14 protein-coding genes are annotated in these 16,920 nt (G+C 65.4%); 6 read left to right on the top strand and 8 right to left on the bottom strand.

What is annotated here, in order from left to right:
* Positions 1-45: 45 nt before the first annotated feature.
* The 5 genes from SMA01S_RS01220 to SMA01S_RS01200 form a co-directional block, all read right to left on the bottom strand.
* On the bottom strand, positions 46-1,884 hold the full coding sequence (locus SMA01S_RS01220; RefSeq protein WP_066816841.1) for an acetyl/propionyl/methylcrotonyl-CoA carboxylase subunit alpha: 1,839 nt from the start codon (positions 1,882-1,884) through the stop codon (positions 46-48).
* Positions 1,881-2,357 (bottom strand): nuclear transport factor 2 family protein, encoded by a 477-nt coding sequence (locus SMA01S_RS01215; RefSeq protein WP_066816429.1) that lies wholly within the window; start codon positions 2,355-2,357, stop codon positions 1,881-1,883. The genes SMA01S_RS01220 and SMA01S_RS01215 overlap by 4 nt, the downstream gene beginning before the upstream one ends.
* Positions 2,358-2,388: 31 nt before the next feature.
* A complete protein-coding gene (locus SMA01S_RS01210) occupies positions 2,389-2,877 on the bottom strand; it encodes a nuclear transport factor 2 family protein (RefSeq protein WP_066816427.1) in 489 nt (162 codons plus the stop codon).
* Positions 2,874-3,245, bottom strand: a complete 372-nt coding sequence (locus SMA01S_RS24005) for an endonuclease domain-containing protein (RefSeq protein WP_245649098.1) — start codon at positions 3,243-3,245, stop codon at positions 2,874-2,876. Before SMA01S_RS24005 ends, SMA01S_RS01210 begins: the two co-directional genes overlap by 4 nt.
* Before the next feature lie 137 nt (positions 3,246-3,382).
* A complete protein-coding gene (locus SMA01S_RS01200) occupies positions 3,383-4,984 on the bottom strand; it encodes a carboxyl transferase domain-containing protein (protein ID WP_066816423.1) in 1,602 nt (533 codons plus the stop codon).
* Positions 4,985-5,095: 111 nt separating this feature from the next.
* Between SMA01S_RS01200 and SMA01S_RS01195 the strand changes: the two genes are divergently transcribed.
* From SMA01S_RS01195 to SMA01S_RS01185, 3 genes are all read left to right on the top strand, one after another.
* The gene (locus SMA01S_RS01195) at positions 5,096-7,171 is read left to right on the top strand and encodes a M13 family metallopeptidase (RefSeq protein WP_066816421.1); all 2,076 of its coding nucleotides are present in this window, start codon (positions 5,096-5,098) and stop codon (positions 7,169-7,171) included.
* 4 nt (positions 7,172-7,175) lie between these two features.
* A complete protein-coding gene (locus SMA01S_RS01190) occupies positions 7,176-8,666 on the top strand; it encodes an acetyl-CoA acetyltransferase (protein WP_066816419.1) in 1,491 nt (496 codons plus the stop codon).
* A 98-nt stretch (positions 8,667-8,764) separates the two neighbouring features.
* Positions 8,765-12,004, top strand: coding sequence for a DUF3857 domain-containing protein (locus SMA01S_RS01185; RefSeq protein WP_066816418.1), 3,240 nt, complete (start codon positions 8,765-8,767; stop codon positions 12,002-12,004).
* A 3-nt stretch (positions 12,005-12,007) separates the two neighbouring features.
* Here the strand turns inward: SMA01S_RS01185 and SMA01S_RS01180 are convergent, their stop codons facing one another.
* Positions 12,008-13,621, bottom strand: coding sequence for a DHA2 family efflux MFS transporter permease subunit (locus SMA01S_RS01180; protein WP_245649097.1), 1,614 nt, complete (start codon positions 13,619-13,621; stop codon positions 12,008-12,010).
* A 56-nt stretch (positions 13,622-13,677) separates the two neighbouring features.
* Between SMA01S_RS01180 and SMA01S_RS01175 the strand changes: the two genes are divergently transcribed.
* From SMA01S_RS01175 to SMA01S_RS01165, 3 genes are read left to right on the top strand one after another with little or no spacing between them, the layout of a single operon-like run.
* Positions 13,678-14,268 carry a TetR/AcrR family transcriptional regulator gene (locus SMA01S_RS01175; protein ID WP_066816417.1) on the top strand — a complete coding sequence of 197 codons (591 nt, stop codon included), beginning with the start codon at positions 13,678-13,680 and terminating at the stop codon, positions 14,266-14,268.
* A complete protein-coding gene (locus tag SMA01S_RS01170; RefSeq protein ID WP_066816416.1) occupies positions 14,268-14,708 on the top strand; it encodes a PaaI family thioesterase in 441 nt (146 codons plus the stop codon). Before SMA01S_RS01175 ends, SMA01S_RS01170 begins: the two co-directional genes overlap by 1 nt.
* The gene (locus SMA01S_RS01165; RefSeq protein WP_066816415.1) at positions 14,705-15,826 is read left to right on the top strand and encodes an HlyD family secretion protein; all 1,122 of its coding nucleotides are present in this window, start codon (positions 14,705-14,707) and stop codon (positions 15,824-15,826) included. The genes SMA01S_RS01170 and SMA01S_RS01165 overlap by 4 nt, the downstream gene beginning before the upstream one ends.
* Here SMA01S_RS01165 and SMA01S_RS01160 read toward each other — a convergent pair.
* Positions 15,801-16,367, bottom strand: coding sequence for a DUF4199 domain-containing protein (locus SMA01S_RS01160; protein ID WP_066816413.1), 567 nt, complete (start codon positions 16,365-16,367; stop codon positions 15,801-15,803). The two genes, SMA01S_RS01165 and SMA01S_RS01160, sit on opposite strands and share 26 nt — an antisense overlap.
* A gap of 137 nt (positions 16,368-16,504) precedes the next feature.
* Positions 16,505-16,918, bottom strand: a complete 414-nt coding sequence (locus SMA01S_RS01155) for a helix-turn-helix domain-containing protein (protein ID WP_066816411.1) — start codon at positions 16,916-16,918, stop codon at positions 16,505-16,507.
* Positions 16,919-16,920 lie beyond the last annotated feature (2 nt).

Genomic DNA, 16,920 nt, shown 5'->3' with positions numbered 1-16,920 from the left:
TGGCGGCGGCGATTGGTGTCCAGTCGGGGGCGACGCGGGGCGCGCTCATTCGGTTTTCTCGATCTTGACCAGCAAGGCATCGACCTGCACCTGCGACCCTACCGCCGCGTTCAACTCCGCCACTACGCCGTCGAACGGCGCGGTCATGCCGTGCTCCATCTTCATCGCTTCGAGCGTCAGCAGCTTCTGGCCCTTGGTCACCGGGTCACCGGCAGCCACGTCGACCGCGATCACGCGGCCCGGCATTGGCGCCAGGATCGCGCCGTCGCCGGCCGCACCCGCCGCACCGCCCGCAGCGCGCCAGCGGGTCAATTGCCAGACCTGGCCGCCCTCGGCGATCAGCAGACTGTCGACCGGTTCGGATCCCGGCTCGGCCGCACCGTGTTCGATCGCGACCGTGGTGCCGTCGAGCAGGAAGGTGTCGGTCCGCTGCGACTGAGCGTTAAGACGGAACCCCGCCATCGGTACTTCGCCGATCAACGCGGCGGCGGCGTCGGCCAATGCCTCGTCGGACGGTAGCTCGGGTGGCATCAGCGCATCGCCTTCGCGCGCGATCAGCCCGGTGTCGACATTGCCCTCGGCGAATGCCTCATGCTCCAGCGCCTCGACCAGGAACCCCGCGTTCGACCGCACCGGCCAGACGACCGCGTCGGACAGCGCATCGGCCAGCAATTCGCGCGCTTCCTCGCGATCCTCGCCCCAGGCGATGACCTTGGCGATCATCGGGTCATAGAAAGGCGAGATGTCGGCGCCTTGCTCGACCCCGGTATCGACGCGGGCGTCGTCGCCCAGGTCGAACGCCTCGAGCCGGCCGATCGACGGCAGGAATCCCTTGGCCGGGTCCTCGGCATAAAGCCGCGCTTCCATCGCCCAGCCGTTGATCTCGAGCTCATCCTGCGTCCGCGGCAGCGGTTCGCCCGAGGCGACGCGGAGCTGCCATTCGACCAGATCCTGCCCGGTGATCTCCTCGGTCACCGGATGCTCAACCTGGAGCCGAGTGTTCATTTCCATGAACCAGATGCGGTCGGCGCGCAGGCCTTCGCTGGCGTCGGCGATGAATTCGATCGTGCCCGCGCCGACATAATCGACCGCTTTTGCTGCGCGTACGGCCGCGGCACAGATCGCAGCACGCGTGTCTTCGTCCATGCCGGGAGCCGGCGCTTCCTCGATCACTTTCTGGTGGCGGCGCTGGAGCGAGCAGTCGCGTTCGAACAGATGGACGACATTGCCGTGGCTGTCGCCGAACACCTGCACTTCGATATGTCGGGGCGAGAGGATGTATTTCTCGATCAGCACGCGATCGTCGCCGAACGACGCCGCGGCTTCGCGCTGGCACGAGAGCAAGGCGTCGGCGAAATCCTCCGACGCATCGACCCGCCGCATCCCCTTGCCGCCGCCGCCCGCGACCGCCTTGATCAGCACCGGATAGCCGATCGTGTCGGCTTCGGCCTTCAGATGATCGGGGCGCTGATCCTCGCCCAGATACCCCGGCGTCACCGGCACGCCGGCCGCGATCATCCGTTCCTTGGCGGCGTCCTTCAGGCCCATCGCGCGGATGCTGTCAGGATTGGGCCCGACCCAGATCAGCCCGGCATCCTTCACCGCCTGCGCGAAGTCGGCATTCTCCGACAGAAAGCCGTAGCCGGGATGGATCGCTTCCGCCCCGGTTTCCTTCGCCGCAGCAATGATGCGGTCGCCGATCAGGTAGCTTTCGCGCGCTGGCGACGGCCCGATGTGCACCGCTTCATCGGCCTGGCGCACGTGAAGCGCGTTGGCATCGGCGTCCGAATAGACCGCGATCGTGCGGATGCCCATGTCGCGCGCGGTGCGGATGATGCGGCACGCGATCTCGCCGCGATTGGCGATGAGGAGCGAGGTGATCACGCGGCCGGGCACCCCGCAGTACGCTGCGACCAGGTCACATTCTGGACCTTCCAGGCGCCATTCTCGCGAACGAGGTCGAAATGGTCGACGCCGCAGGTCGCGACCTTGCCGTCGACCGACAAAGTGAAGTCGCCCCACACCATCGCGATGTCGCCGTCGATCTGGATCATCGGATTGCCGGTGAACTGCTCGTGATAGCGGTGCTCGCCCGGCTTGATCTTGGAAAGATAGTCTTCCCACGTGATGTGGCGCACCAGCTTGGTACCGTCCGGACGGCTGACGGCGACGGTCGCGCCGCCGCCGCCGTCGATGCGGATCTGGTTGCGGATCGCGGTGGCATCGGTCGCGTCGATCCCGGCGAACCACGCCTTGAGCGGCGCCATCACCGCGGCCGCGTCGCTCGCGGATACGGGAGCGGGCGCCTTGTCGGCGGCGGGCGCCGCGGCGGCGAGCAGCAGGGGAAGGAAGATCATCGTCGGCTCCTCTGGAAAGGATGCGGTCAGGCTATTGCGCGGCGCAGCCGGTGGTGCGGCTCGACCAGGTGACATTGGCGACCTTCCACGAGCCGCTTTCGCGGACGAGGTCGAAATGGTCGACGCCGCAATGATGGACCTTGCCGTCGATCAGGAAGGTATAGGGACTCCACACCATCGCGATGTCGCCATCAATCTCGATCGCGGGGTCGCTCAGCCGTTCCTCGAACCGCTCGGGGCCGGGCTTCACCCCGGCAGCGAAGTCGGCTGCGGTCATACGGCGGACGCTGCGCGTACCATCGGCCTTTTCCGCGGCCACCACGGCGGTGGCGTCTGGCCGCATCGCGGCGAGGATGGTTGCGGAGTCGCGCCGTGCGAGACCGTCGAACATCGCGTTGATTGGCGCCATCACCTGACCCTCTTCGCTGGTGGGCGGCGGCAGCGGGTTGGCCGGCGGTAGCTTGTCGCTCGCCTTTTGGTCGGCGGCGGATGCGAGCAGAAGGAGTGGGAGGAGGATCATGAGGCTTCCTTAAAATCCTCCCCGGAACGGGGAGGGGGACCGCCGGGCGCAGCCCGTTGGTGGAGGGGGGCCCGCTCACGGCAAGCGGCGACGATGCCGACGATTACCGCGTCGGGGTCTTTCAGGATTTGGATGGCGGGAATGCGGAGAGTCGCGAATCCGATTTCGCCGAACCGCTGGTCGCGAACGGCGTCCCGCTTCGGGCCGTCGCCGCGATCATGCGCTTCGCCGTCGACTTCGATAGCCAACCGCGCTTCGAGACAGGCGAAGTCGAGGCGGTATCCCAGCTGAGGGTTCTGGCGCCGGAACTTGAAGCCGCCGGGTTCCTTGCGAAGCGCCTGCCAGAGTAAGACCTCGGGGAGGGACATGTTTTTGCGGTCGGCGCGGGCCTTCTTTACCTCTTTAATGGGCGCGCGGAGAATTCGGGGTGGGCCCCCTCCACCACGTGGCTTCGCCGCGCGGTCCCCCTCCCCGTTCCGGGGAGGATTTTGTTCGGTTCCCGTCATCACATCCGGAACACGCCGAAGCGCGGCGCTTCGGGGATCGGGGCGTTCAGGCAGGCGGCGAAGGCGAGGCCGAGCACGTCGCGGGTCTGGGCGGGGTCGATGATGCCGTCGTCCCACAGGCGGGCGGTGGCGTGCCAGGGTGAGCCCTGCGCTTCATAGTCGTCGCGGATCGGCTGCTTGAAGGCTTCGGCTTCTTCGGGCGTCCACTTGGCGGCGTCGCGATGGACGGTGGCGAGTACGCTGGCGGCCTGCTCACCGCCCATCACGCTGATCCGGCTGTTGGGCCAGGTGAACAGGAAGCGCGGGCTATAGGCACGGCCGGCCATGCCGTAATTGCCCGCGCCGAAGCTGCCGCCGATCAGCACCGTGACCTTGGGCACGCTGGCGGTGGCGACCGCGGTGACCAGTTTGGCGCCGTGCTTGGCGATCCCCTCGGCTTCGTATTTGCCGCCGACCATGAAGCCCGAAATGTTCTGGAGGAACAGCAACGGGATGCGCCGCTGGCACGCGAGCTCGATGAAATGCGCGCCCTTGACCGCGCTTTCGCTGAACAGCACGCCGTTATTCGCCAGGATCGCGACCGGCATGCCCCAGATATGCGCGAAGCCGCACACCAGCGAGCTGCCGTACAGCGCCTTGAACTCCTGGAATTCCGACCCGTCGACCAGCCGCGCGATGATCTCGTGCACGTCATACGGCGCGCGCACATCCTGGGGAATGATGCCGTACAGATCGTGCGGATCGAACTTGGGCGGGCGCGGTTCGCGCAGTTCGATATCGTGCTTTCGATCGGCCTGAAGCGTCGAGACGACGTCGCGGACGATGGTCAGCGCATGCTCGTCATTTTCGGCGAGATGGTCGACCACACCGGACTTGCGGGCATGAAGGTCGCCGCCGCCGAGATCCTCGGCGCTGATCACTTCGCCGGTCGCGGCCTGGACGAGGGGAGGGCCGGCGAGGAAGATCGTGCCCTGGTTGCGGACGATCACGCTCTCGTCGCTCATCGCGGGGACATAGGCGCCGCCCGCGGTGCAGCTGCCCATCACGCAGGCGATCTGGGGAATGCCCTTGGCCGACATATTGGCCTGGTTGAAGAAGATCCGCCCGAAATGATCGCGATCGGGAAATACCTCTGCCTGGTGCGGCAGGTTGGCGCCGCCCGAATCGACCAGATAGATGCAGGGCAGGCGGTTCTGTTCGGCGATCTCCTGCGCGCGGAGATGCTTCTTGACCGTCATCGGATAATAAGTGCCGCCCTTCACCGTGGCGTCGTTGCAGACGATCATCGCCTGGCGTCCCGAGACGCGGCCGATTCCGGCAATCATTCCCGCGCCCGGCACTTCGCCATCGTACAGGTCGCACGCGGCGAGCTGGCCGATTTCGAGGAATGGGGAGCCCGGGTCGAGCAGCCGTTCTACGCGATCGCGCGGGAGCAACTTGCCGCGCGACGTGTGTCGCTCGCGGCTCTTCTCGTTACCGCCCAGAGCGGCCGTCGCGACGTCGGTGCGCAACCGGTCGACCAGGGCGCAATTGTGCGCAGCATTGGCGCGGAATTGCTCGCTATCGGGGGAAAGGCGAGTGTCGAGAACCGGTGCGCTCATACCGCCTGCCTAGCCGCGCGGATTGCCCTTGGGAAGCCGCGCGGCCCCCTAGCGCGGCAAACTGTGTTGGTGTAGCCAGCGAGTCATACACCAGAAAAAAGAGGGTTCCCGATGAAGCGCTCAATTCTCGCCGCCATGTTGCTCGCCACCACCGCAAGCGGAGTCGCCTTATGGCAGGCTCCAGCTCTTGCCCAGGCGGTGATGGGGACCAAATCGGGCGTCGACAAATCGCTGATCGACCAGAACGCCAAGCCCGGCGACGATTTCAACGCTTATGCCAATGGCACATGGCTCAAGACCGCGGAAATTCCCGCCGACCGCTCGTCGATCGGGGTCGGGCTCGACGTGTTCAAGGTCGCCGAGGCGCGCAACGCCGACATCATCAAGGGTGCCGCAGAGTCGAAGGCGAAACCCGGTACCGACCTACGCCGCATCGCCGATTATTACGACGCCTATAACGATACCGCCGCGATCGAGGCACGCGGCATCGCCCCGCTGAAGCCGATCCTGGCGCCGATCGCCGCGCTCAAGACGAAGGCGCAGCTGTCGGCGATGCTCGGCGCCAACATGCGGGCCGATACCGACCCGTTCAACAACAACAATTACGCTTCGACCGACAATCTGTTCGGGCTGTTCGTCGGGCAGGACCTCAACAAGCCGACGATCAACGCACCCTATCTGATGCAGGGTGGCGTCGGCATGCCCGACCGCGATTATTACCTGTCGGACAAGAAGGAGATGGCCGAGCTCCGCGACGGGTATAAGGACTATCTGGAAAAGGTCTTCACGCTCGCTGGGATGAGCGATCCGAAGGCGCGCGCCAGCCGCGTTTTCGCGCTCGAGACGAAGATCGCCCAGGCGCAGACCGACATCGTCACCGCGCAGGATGCGCACAAGGGCGACAATCCCTGGACCCGCGCCGATTTCGCGAAAAAGGCGCCGGGGATCGACTGGAACGCTTATTGGAGCGCGGCGGGGCTGCCCAAGCAGCAGAATTTCATCGTCTGGAACCCCGAGACGACGACCAAGCTCGCCGGTCTGGTCGCGAGCGAGCCGATGCAATCATGGCAGGATTGGCTCGCCTTCCATCGCGTCAACGAAGTGGCCGCGGCCCTGCCCAAGGCGTTCGACGACGCGAAGTTCGATTTTTTCGGCAAGCAGATGACCGGCACGCCGGCGCAGCAGCCGCGCGACAAGCGCTCGATCGGTGCGGTCAACGGCGCTTTGGGCTATGAGGTCGGCAAGATCTACGCCGCCAAATATTTCCCGGCATCGTCCAAGGCGGCGATCCAGACGATGGTCAAGAACATCGTCGCGGCGTTCGACAAGCGCATCGCCGCGCTCGACTGGATGGCGCCCGCGACCAAGGCCGAAGCGCGCAAGAAGCTGTCGGTGCTGAAGGTCGGCGTCGGCTATCCCGACACCTGGCCGATGCGTCCTTATTATGCGGTCAGCGCGACCGATCCGGCGGGCAACCTGCTCCGTGCCCGGCTGTCCAATTATCGCTACCAGATCGGCAAGCTCGCCAAGACTCCCGATCGCGGCGAATGGTGGATGACGCCGCAGACGGTCAACGCCGTCAATTTGCCGCTGCAGAACGCGCTCAATTTCCCGGCGGCGATCCTCAACACGCCGTACTTCGATCCGACCTTCGATCCGGCGGCCAATTACGGTGCGATCGGCGCGGTGATCGGGCACGAGATCAGCCACTCGTTCGACAATCTGGGATCGGATTTCGATTCCACCGGCCGCCTGCACAATTGGTGGACCAAGACCGACCTCGCGCGGTTCGAGGCATCAGGCAAGGCATTGATCGACCAATATAATAAGTATGAAGTGCTGCCGGGCCTGTACGCCAATGGCCAGCAGGAACTCGGCGAGAATATCGCCGACACCGCCGGCCTGACTGCGTCGTACGAAGCGTATCATGCGTCGCTGGGCGGTAAACCGGCGCCGGTGATCGACGGGCTAACCGGCGACCAGCGCTTCTTCCTGGCCTTCGCGCAGAGCTGGCGGACCAAGATGCGCGATCGCGCGATCCGGGCGCGTATCGCGACCGACGTCCATGCGCTGGCGCCGCTGCGGGTCGAGACCGTGCGCAACCTCGACGCATGGTACGATGCGTTCGGGGTCAAGCCGGGTGACAAGCGCTATCTGGCGCCGGGCGACCGCGTCCACGTCTGGTAACGGCATGACGCCGGACGATCGCACCCCCGTCATCGTCGGATGCGGCGAGGCGGTCGATCGTCCGGCGATGCTGAGCCACGCGCTCGATCCGATCGGGCTGATGGCACTCGCCGCGCGGCGGGCGAACGAGGATGCTGGCGGCCGCTTGCTTCACCAAGTCGACCGGCTGGCTGTCGTCAATCTGGTAAGCTGGCGGTATGCCGATCCGCCCGCCGAGCTCGCGGGGCGGCTGGGTATCGCGCCGCGTTCCTCCAGCTATGCGCCGATCGGCGGCGAGACGCCGACCAAGTTGGTCCATGAAGCCGCGTTGGCGATCGCACGCGGCGAGGCGCAAGTCGCATTGATCGCGGGCGGCGAAGCGCAGCACAGCGCCGCGCGAGCGCAGAAGGAAGGCAAGGACCTTCCCTGGCCGCCGTTCGCTCACGACGCGCCGGCGCGGATCGAGCGGGGCACCTATCTCCATCCGCTGGCGATCGCGCTGGGCGCCTCGATGCCGGTCAGTGTTTACCCGTTCTACGAGATGGCGAGCGCGTACGCCTGGGGCCAGACGCCCGCCGCGGCGCAAGTGGAATCGGCTGAAACATGGGCAAGATATGCGGCCGTTGCGGCCGAGAACCCGTCGAGTTGGCTCGGGCGCCGATACACTGCCGACGACATTGCGCGTGTGACGCCCGACAATAGGCTGATTGCCTGGCCCTATACCAAGCTGATGGTCGCCAACCCGATGGTCAATCAGGGCGCGGCGGTGATCGTGACGAGCCTCGCTGTCGCGCGGGCGGCCGGGATCGACCCGGGCACGATGATCCACCTGGTTGGGGGCGCCGCGGCCGACGAGCCGCGCGATTACCTCGCCCGCGACGGCTATACGGCAAGCCCCGCGCAGGATGCCGTGCTGGCCCGTGCGCGCGCCCTGAACGACGGGCGACCATTCGATGCGCTCGAGCTCTACAGCTGCTTTCCCTGCGTGCCTAAAATGGCGCGGCGGACATTGGGTCTGGGGGCGGACATGGCGCCGACCGTCACGGGCGGGCTCACCTTCTTCGGAGCGCCGCTTAACGACTATATGCTCCACGCAACCGCAGCGATGGTGCGGCGGCTGCGGTCCGTTGCAGGGACGGGTTTGCTCTATGGGCAGGGCGAGTTCGTCACCAAGCACCACGCGTTGGTGCTGAGCTCCGCACGATCCCACCGTGCGCTCGATCAGGACTATTCGGTTGCCGGCGATGCCGAAAAGCGGCGCGGCCCGGTTCCGCCGACCGTGATGCCTGCCGACGGCACCGCAACGCTCGAGACCGCGACGGTCCTCTATCGCCGCGACGGGACGGTCGACCACGGCGTCGTCATCCTGCGGACCGAGGACGGCGCGCGAACGATGGCGGCGGTTGCGCCCGACGACCGGGCGACGCTGGCGGCGATCGTCGATCGAGATCGGTATCCGGTTGGGCGCAACGGAACGATCGCGGCCGGGGACGTGCCGCGCTGGGCGATCGCCTGACGCAATCGGTCCATTCCCGATCTAATCGGGCGATTGTCTTTGCCCGCGACCGGTCTAAGCTATCCTGTTGAAGGGGTTGTTTTCGGGGGCGCAAGATCATGATCCGGGCGTTGCTGATCGCCGCATGTGCGATGCTGAGCATTGGGCAGGCACATGCCGACGATGTGTTGCATTTCGGCGAGCAGCCTGGCTGGGCGACCGACGTTGCCGAGCCGGCGCCGCGCACGTTCGACGGCGCAATCACGGTGCGCCTGATGGCGATGCAGCTTCGTTACGACGATAGCGGCACGCATCAGGTCACCCGCCAGATCATGCGGGTCAATACACCCGAGGGTCTGCAGATGGCGGGTACGATCTACGTCATCTGGCAGCCGACAATCGGCAAGATGACCGTCAATCGCGTTCTGATCCGCCGCGGCGCGGAGACGATCGACGTGATGAAGGACGGCAAGGGGTTCCAGATCCTGCGGCGCGAAAGTCAGCTCGAATCGGCGATGATCAACGGCATGCTGACCGCGGTGCTGCAAGTACCCGACCTTCGCGTCGGCGATGAGATCGAACTCGCTTATACCACCGACATGAGCAATCCGGTGCTGGCGGGACATGCCGAAACGGCGATACCGCTCGACGTGCTGCCGTCGAGCGATCGCCTGACGGTCAAGGTAAGCTGGCCGATTGGCCGCGCGGTGCGCTGGATGGCCGGGCCGCTAGCGCCGGCGCCGGTGCTGACCAAGGCCGGCGGGTTCCAGATCGCCACGTTGACGCGCGACGATTGGAAAAAGCCCGAGGTGCCGGCGAGCGCGCCCGATCGCTATAGCAGGAGGGCGATGGTGCAATTCTCCGACTTTGCCAGTTGGGATGCGGTCGCCGGGCTGATGCGGCCATTGTTCGAGACGGCAGCGACCATCGCACCCGATTCCCCCATCATGGCCGAGGTGAAGCGGATCGCGGCCATGTCAAATGATCCCAAGATTCGCGCGACCGAGGCGTTGCGGACCGTGCAATCGCAGGTGCGCTATCTGGCGCGTGTCGATGGGCTTGGGGCGTATAAACCTGAGGCTGCCGACGCGGTCTGGAGCGGGCGTAGCGGCGATTGCAAGGGCAAGACCGTCCTGTTGCTGTCGATGCTGCACGCGCTCGGCATTACCGCCGATCCCGCACTGGTTTCGGCGACCGATGGCGATGGGGTCGATGCCGCGCTGCCGATGCCCGGACGGTTCAATCACGTGATCGTGCGCGCGGCGATCGACGGCAAGGTCTATTGGCTCGACGGCACGCGCTTTGGCGACGGTAACATCGATCGGATCGCCATACCGGAATTCAAATGGGCACTGCCGCTTGAGGCCCAGATGCCGAAGCTGGTTGCGCTGACGCCCGCCCCGCCGGCCGTGCCGCAAAGCGAGGTGACGTTCGATCTCGATGCCCGCGCCGGCCTCGACAAGCCTGCAAAGGCGAGCGGAACGGTGATCTACCGCGGCGAATTGGCCAGCCGGACCCGGACGATGCTGTCGATGCTGGCGGCAAGCGATCGTGAGACCGTATTGCGCAAGATGTGGACGGGGCGTTTCGACTTCGTGACCGTCTCGAATGTGGGGTCCAAGATCGATGAGGCGACCGGCGACGTCACGCTCAGCTTTACCGGTACAGCGGAAATGGACTGGTCGGGTGAGGATTACGGCCGCAAGAGCTATGAAGCCGATAATGCCAGGGTCGGACGGTATCTGAAGTCCAAGCGCGACAAGAATCCCGACGCCGCGCCGGTCGAGGTCGACGACGATTACAGTGGCTATCGCCAGACCATCCTGCTGCCTGATGGCGGCAAGGGATTCTCGCTCGACGGCGAAGCGGTCGATTCCACCATTGGCGGCGTTCATTATGTCCGCACCGTCGCGCTGAAAGGCGAGCGGTTCGAACTGGCGACGATGACGCGCAACAAGGCCGCCGAGATCAGCTATGCCGATGCCAAGGCGGCCGACGATCAGGTTGATGAATTGTGGAAGAAGCGCGTCTTCGTTCGCGCACCCGCGGGAGCAGTGATCGCGGCTAAGTCGGGAGCGAAGCCGGATGCGCCTGGGACCGACCAGGCAGACGCCGACCTGAAACATGTCTCCCAATTCTGGACGGCGGGTAAGAACGACGAGGCGCTCAAGCTGCTGGATGCGCGGATCGCGCGCGGCGACAAGAGTGTGCAAGTCCTGGCCAGTCGTGGACAGTCACTGCTGCGGCTGGGTCGGACCGATGACGCCTCGGCGGCGTTCGATCAGGCATTGGCGGTCGATAGTCGGTTTCCGATGGCGATTATCGGCAAGGCGGTGGTGCTGCGGCAACAGGGGCGCTTCGACGATGCGCTGATCCTCTATGATCGCATGGTGTTGCTGTTTCCCGACAAGGTCGAATCCTATGTCGAGCGGGCGGAAGCCCGGGATGCAGCCGGGCAGCATGATGCTGCGCTGGCTGATCTCGGCGTGGCGATCGGCAAGGAGCCCGGCAATGTTTACGCGCGAACGGCTAGGGTGCGGATCTATTCCTCCCTGCTCAAGCGCGATGAGGCGCTGGCAGATGCCCGTGAGCTAGTGAAGCTCAAGCCTGACGATGCGACGGCGCATGTGCTACTCGCCAACATCCTGGCGGTGATGGGACAGCGCGACGAGGCGCTCGCTGAATCGACGAAGTCGATCGCGATCGAGCCGAGTGGTGACGCCTATAATGTACGCCTGCGATGGAATTTGCGCCCAGCCGCCAAGGATCAGCTCGAGGACGTGCTGGGTCAGATCAAGACCGAGCCGGACCGCGACGTGCCGCTGGCCGTGTTGCGCAAGATGGTTGCCGATCCGGTGGCGAAGACGGCGATCCTCGCCGCCTATGACAAGGAGATCGCCGCCGATCCGGCGGCCGAAGGCATCGCGCCACGACGTGCGATGGTCGAGGCCGTGGCGGGCAACGGCAAGACATTATTCCCTCTGATCGATAAGGAACTGGTCAAGAACCCAGGCGATTGGATGGCGCTCAACAATGCTTGCTGGACCCGAGCGACGCTAAAGCTCGATCTCGATACGGCGCTCGCGCAATGCGACAAGTCGGTTACTGCCAAACGGTCGCCGGCAAATCTCGACAGTCGTGGTCTGGTGCATTTTCAACGCGGCGAATGGGCAGCGGCGGTCAAGGACATGGATGATGCGTTATCGCTGGCACCCAAGCAGGCCGGCAGTCTCTATGTCCGAGGCATGGCGCGCAAGCGCTTGGGCGATGCTGCGGGGGCCAAGGCGGACCTCGCCGCCGCAACCGCGCTCAGCAAGCTGATCGGCGAGACCTATGCCAGCTACGGCGTGACGCCCTGACCCTCAATGCGCATCCGGCGGCGGCGCCGCGCCGACGCGCGGTGGCCGGCAGAACGGGACCATCACCAAAGCCGCGAGGAACAGATAGGCCATCAGGCGGAAGACGTCGTCGAACGCCAGAGTGAGTGCCTCGCGCCCGACGATCCGGCCCATCAATCCTTGCGCCATCAGCAGCGCTTGTGCGGGATCAGGCGTGACCGCGCTTAGTTCGCGCGCCAGCGCCGCCGCCGTGTCGTTGGCGGTCTTTGCCGACTGGCCCAGTGCCTCGCTCAACCGTAGCGCGTGGAGCCGCGTATTGTCGGCCAGCCAGGTATTGGCCAGGGCAATGCCGACCGCGCCGCCGGCATTGCGCATGAGATTGAATAGGCTGGACGCGTAGCGCAATTCCGGCCCCTCGAAATTGCCGAGCGCGAGGCCGACCGAGGGGACGATGCACAGCATCACTGCGAAGCTGCGCACCACTTGCGGCCAGAACAGCGCGGCAAAGCCCCAGTCCGGTGTCATCGCCGAGAACAGCCATAACCCCGCGGCGAAAAGGGCCAGGCCGAAGGTGATGACGATGCGCTGGTCGACCCGCTGCGACAGGCTGGCGGCGATCGGCACGCCGAGCAATTGCGCGCAGCCGGCAATGACGACCGTGCTGCCGATCTCCGACGCATTGTATCCGCGCACCCGGCCGAGGAAGAGCGGGATCAGATAGGTGCCGGCATAGAGGCCGAAGCCGATCACCAGGTTGAAGGCGCAGGCGAAGACGAAAGTCGGTTTGCGGAACGGCGTCAGCTTGACGATCGGTCCCCTCGACCGGAACGATCGTTCGAGAAACAGGACGAACGCGACGATCGACAGCCAGGCGCCGATCTGGATGCGGATGTCGGTGAACCACTCATTCTTGGGTCCTTCCTCCAGCACATATTCGAGACCCGCCAGCGCCACCGCCATCGAGGCGAGGTGGACCCAGTCGATCCGCTTGAGCATGGAAAGGTTGGGGGTATCGACGCGGATCAAAACCAGCGTCAGCGCCGTCACCATCACGCCCGGCGCGACGTTGATGAAGAACACCCAGCGCCACCCCATCGCATCGGTGATCCAGCCGCCGACGGTCGGGCCCAGGGTCGGCGCGAGCACCGACACCATGCCGAGGATCGCCGGGATCATCGCACGCTGCTTGCCCGTGAACAGAACATAGCCGGTCGCAAACACGGTCGGGATCATCGCGCCGCCGACGAACCCCTGGACGGCACGCGACACGATCATCGATTCGATGTTCCAGGCAAAGCCGCAGAAGATGCTCGAGATCGTGAACAGCCCGGCCGACAGCGCGAACAGCCAGCGTGTCGACAATGCCTGGGCGAGAAACGCCGAGAACGGGATCATCACCAGTTCGGCCATCAGATAGGCGGTCTGCACCCAGCTGATCTCGTCGGGCCCGGCTGACAGCCCCGCCTGCACTTCGTTGAGCGAGGCGGCGACAATCTGGATGTCGATCAACGCCATGAACTGGCCGAACGCCATCACGCCGAAGATCAGATATTTCTGGCGGTTGGTCAGGCGAGCGAGATCGAACGGTGCAGCCGGAGCGCGCGCCGATCCCTGGGGGGAGAGTGGTATCGACGCCAACGTACTTGCCTCCGGCTGCGTTTATATTATATGCGTCATATAAAGGAGGCGTTCAAGTGCGCTATTCGAACGAACATAAGGCCGAGACGCGCCGCCGGGTGTTGAAAGAGGCTGCGCAGGAGATTCGGGCAAAGGGTCCCGATGGCGTTGCCGTCGCGGGTGTGATGGCGCGCGCCGGGCTGACGCATGGTGGCTTCTATGCGCATTTCGAGTCGAAGGACGCGATGATCGCCGACGCGATCGGCACGATGTTCGACGACGCGCGCGGGCGGTCGGACGCGATCGAGCAGACCGACGACCCGCGCACCGCGCTCAAAGCCTATGTGGATTTCTACCTCAGCCCGGCACATCGCGACCGGCGCGAGCGTGGCTGCCCGCTCCCCACCTTGTCGGGTGATCTGGCGCGGTCGGGCGAGCAGCAGCGCGAGCGCTTCGGCAAGGGTGTGGAAGCGCTGACCATGCGGCTGGCCAAGGCTCTGGCCGGCATCGGTATCGCCGATCCGCATGCCGAAGGATCAGCGATGCTGGCGCAGATGGTCGGCGCGGTGGCGCTGTCGCGGGCGGTAGCCGATCCGGCGCAGTCGGACGCGATCCTGACGGATGCGCACGCCTTGCTGGTCGCGCGTTATGGCTTGGAGAAGCGGTAATGAGTGAGGTGATCGACGCGCCTGACGGTCTCCAGCAGGTTCGCGACTTGCTCGCGCGTGGCGCCCAGCCACCGATCGGACGGACGCTGGATTTCTCGCTGGTCGAGGTCGAGCGCGGGCGTGCGGTGTTCGAAGGAACGCCCGACGAGCGCCATTACAATCCGATGGGCGGGGTCCATGGCGGATATGCCGCGACCTTGCTCGATTCGGCCTGCGGGATCGCGGTGCATTCGATGCTGAAGCCCGATCAGGGGTTCACCACGCTCGAGCTCAAGGTGTCGTATCTGCGCGGCATGAACGACAGAACGGGGCCGGTTCGCGCGGAGGGCAGGGTGGTCAATATCGGCCGCCGTGTCGCCTTTGCCGAGGCCGATATCCGCGACGCCGATGGTCGCGTGATGGCGACCGCGACGTCGACCTTGCTGGTGCTTGCCAAATGAATGCTCCCTTCAGTTCGACTGACGCCGCGACGGCGTCCGAACTTCCTGCGAAGAAGCGTTTCGCGGTACCGCGCAGCGCGTTGGTCATGGGGCTGGTTGCGCTCGCGGTGGCGATTGCGGGGATTCTATGGCTGACCGCGCCCAGGTCGAGCGAGTCGACCGACAACGCCTATCTTCACGCCGATTCGAGTGCGGTCGCGCCCAAGGTCGGCGGACTGGTGGCCGCGGTGCTGGTGAAGGACAATCAGGTCGTTCACGCGGGCGATCCGCTCGTCCGGATCGATACCCAGGATTATGACGCGAAGGTTCAGGCGGCCCAGGCCGCGCTGGCCGATGCCGAAGCCGGCGTCGCCACCGCCCGCGCGTCGCTGGCGGCGCTCAATGCCGACGAGCGCCTCGCCTCGGCGCAGGTGCGTGCCGCGAGCACGGTGATCGCCTCGGCCGATGCCGAACTCAGCCGCGCGAACGCCGACAAGATCCGCTACGATTCTCTACTGGGACTAGGGTTCGCCACGCGCCGCGACGCCGAACGGATCAAGGCGACGGCGATCGGCGCGGCGTCAGCCGCCGAGAAATCGCGCGCCGAACTCGGCGTGACCAGCGAGCAGGCGGATGTGACGCGCGCGCGGCGCCCGGTGCTGGAGGCGCAAGTCGCCTCGGCCGAGGCGGCGGCGCTGAAGGCGCGCGCGGCGCTCGACCTCGCGCGCCAGGATCGCGGGCACACGCTGATCGTCGCTCCGATCGACGGCGTGGTCGGCAACCGCCAGGTCCAGGTCGGTGATTTCGTCCAGCCGGGCAGCCGCGTGTTCACCGTCGTCCCGACGCGCTCGCTCTATGTCGTCGCCAATTTCAAGGAAACGCAGACGCGCGGCATGCGCGGGGGGCAGAAGGCGAAAATCTATGTCGACGCATTGGGCGAAACGTTGACCGGCACGGTCGAAAGCTTCGCTCCGGGATCGGGCAGCGAATTCACCTTGCTGCCGTTCGAGCCGGGATCGGGCAATTTCACCAAGATCGTCCAGCGCGTCGGCGTGCGGATCCGGCTCGACCCGGGCCAGGCGGCGCTGGCGACGCTCAGGCCGGGCCTGTCGGTCACGGCGAAGGTGATGCTGCTCTGACATTCTCGCGTGCAGGCAGCAGTCTGGGATTGCGGAGCAACGCCGCGGAGAAGAGCGATACCGCCAACCCGACCGGAGCGACCTCCATCGCCGTCATCGGCAGCCGGATCAACGGATTGGCGTACATGGTGCGCATGCCGTCCAACTCCGCTTTCATCCCGGCGATCTCGGCCGCGCTCTTGCCGTCGGCGCGCGCCTTGGTGAGCATCGACGCAATATAATCGTCCATGAAGCGATAGTGCGTCGCCGCGAGGTACATTTCCCAGATCAACGTATAGGCGATGGTCGCGATCAGCGCGATCAGCAGGGCCAGGCCAAGCGCAGGAAAGAACCGGATCACCCCGCCGCACTCGATATCGCGATATCGCTTCACGCCGACGAAGATGAAGCTCATCGCCACCAGCATGACCGAATAGCCGAACGTCAGCGTCGCGACCCATTGCACCTGGTCGTGCAGCAATGCGGTCACCGCGATGAAGGCGGCGAGCACGAAGCTGGCGAGCCCGCCATAGATCAGCGAATAGCGAAGCGTCGGAGTCATGACGTTTTCCCCTGTTGCGAACGGCGAGGTCATCGCCGCTCGCTCCCCGGAACACTATCGCCCGAACGGGTGATTTTCGCGAATCCGGCCAGAGTCGGCACAAGAAAATCCTCCCCGTGCCGGGGAGGATTTGAATACTACTCGATCAGTGCGAGGAACCGCGCCTTTTCGATCGCCTTGACCCTACGGTCGACCTCGAGCTTGGCGAACAAATTGGCGAGGTGAGTCTTCACCGTATTGGGCGATACGCCAAGGGCGCGCGCCAGCTCCTGGTTCGTTTGGCCCGACGCCAGCAGATCGAGGATCTCGCATTCGCGCGGAGTAAGCCCGAGCGACGCGATCGCCGCCTTGTTACGCTCGAACGGCGCGGCGGGCTTCTTCGCCGTCAGCCGATGGCCGACCCACAAACCCAACACGGTGAAGCCAAGCGCGAGCAGCCCGACATAGACGTCGGTCGAAATCTTGTCGGCGGCGTAGCGGAACTTGAGCTGTTCGAGCGCGATCGCGGTGATGGCCAGCCCCAGCGCGTAGAGGATGACCGTCCGCCACATCG

Origin of the sequence: Sphingomonas mali NBRC 15500, assembly GCF_001598415.1 — a bacterium.
In the GTDB taxonomy this organism is placed as follows: domain Bacteria; phylum Pseudomonadota; class Alphaproteobacteria; order Sphingomonadales; family Sphingomonadaceae; genus Sphingomonas; species Sphingomonas mali.
Note: the sequence above shows the minus strand (reverse complement) of the source record. Positions and strands in the feature narration are given on the sequence as shown.

Bases quoted from the DNA above. Each gene is read 5' to 3' on its own strand.
- SMA01S_RS01210 (WP_066816427.1), bottom strand. From the start codon at position 2,877: ATGATCCTCCTCCCACTCCTTCTGCTCGCATCCGCCGCCGACCAAAAG.
- SMA01S_RS01200 (WP_066816423.1), bottom strand. From the start codon at position 4,984: ATGAGCGCACCGGTTCTCGACACTCGCCTTTCCCCCGATAGCGAGCAA.
- SMA01S_RS01165 (WP_066816415.1), top strand. From the start codon at position 14,705: ATGAATGCTCCCTTCAGTTCGACTGACGCCGCGACGGCGTCCGAACTT.
- SMA01S_RS24005 (WP_245649098.1), bottom strand. From the start codon at position 3,245: ATGTCCCTCCCCGAGGTCTTACTCTGGCAGGCGCTTCGCAAGGAACCC.
- SMA01S_RS01195 (WP_066816421.1), top strand. From the start codon at position 5,096: ATGAAGCGCTCAATTCTCGCCGCCATGTTGCTCGCCACCACCGCAAGC.
- SMA01S_RS01215 (WP_066816429.1), bottom strand. From the start codon at position 2,357: ATGATCTTCCTTCCCCTGCTGCTCGCCGCCGCGGCGCCCGCCGCCGAC.
- SMA01S_RS01185 (WP_066816418.1), top strand. From the start codon at position 8,765: ATGATCCGGGCGTTGCTGATCGCCGCATGTGCGATGCTGAGCATTGGG.
- SMA01S_RS01155 (WP_066816411.1), bottom strand. From the start codon at position 16,918: ATGTGGCGGACGGTCATCCTCTACGCGCTGGGGCTGGCCATCACCGCG.
- SMA01S_RS01190 (WP_066816419.1), top strand. From the start codon at position 7,176: ATGACGCCGGACGATCGCACCCCCGTCATCGTCGGATGCGGCGAGGCG.
- SMA01S_RS01170 (WP_066816416.1), top strand. From the start codon at position 14,268: ATGAGTGAGGTGATCGACGCGCCTGACGGTCTCCAGCAGGTTCGCGAC.
- SMA01S_RS01160 (WP_066816413.1), bottom strand. From the start codon at position 16,367: ATGACTCCGACGCTTCGCTATTCGCTGATCTATGGCGGGCTCGCCAGC.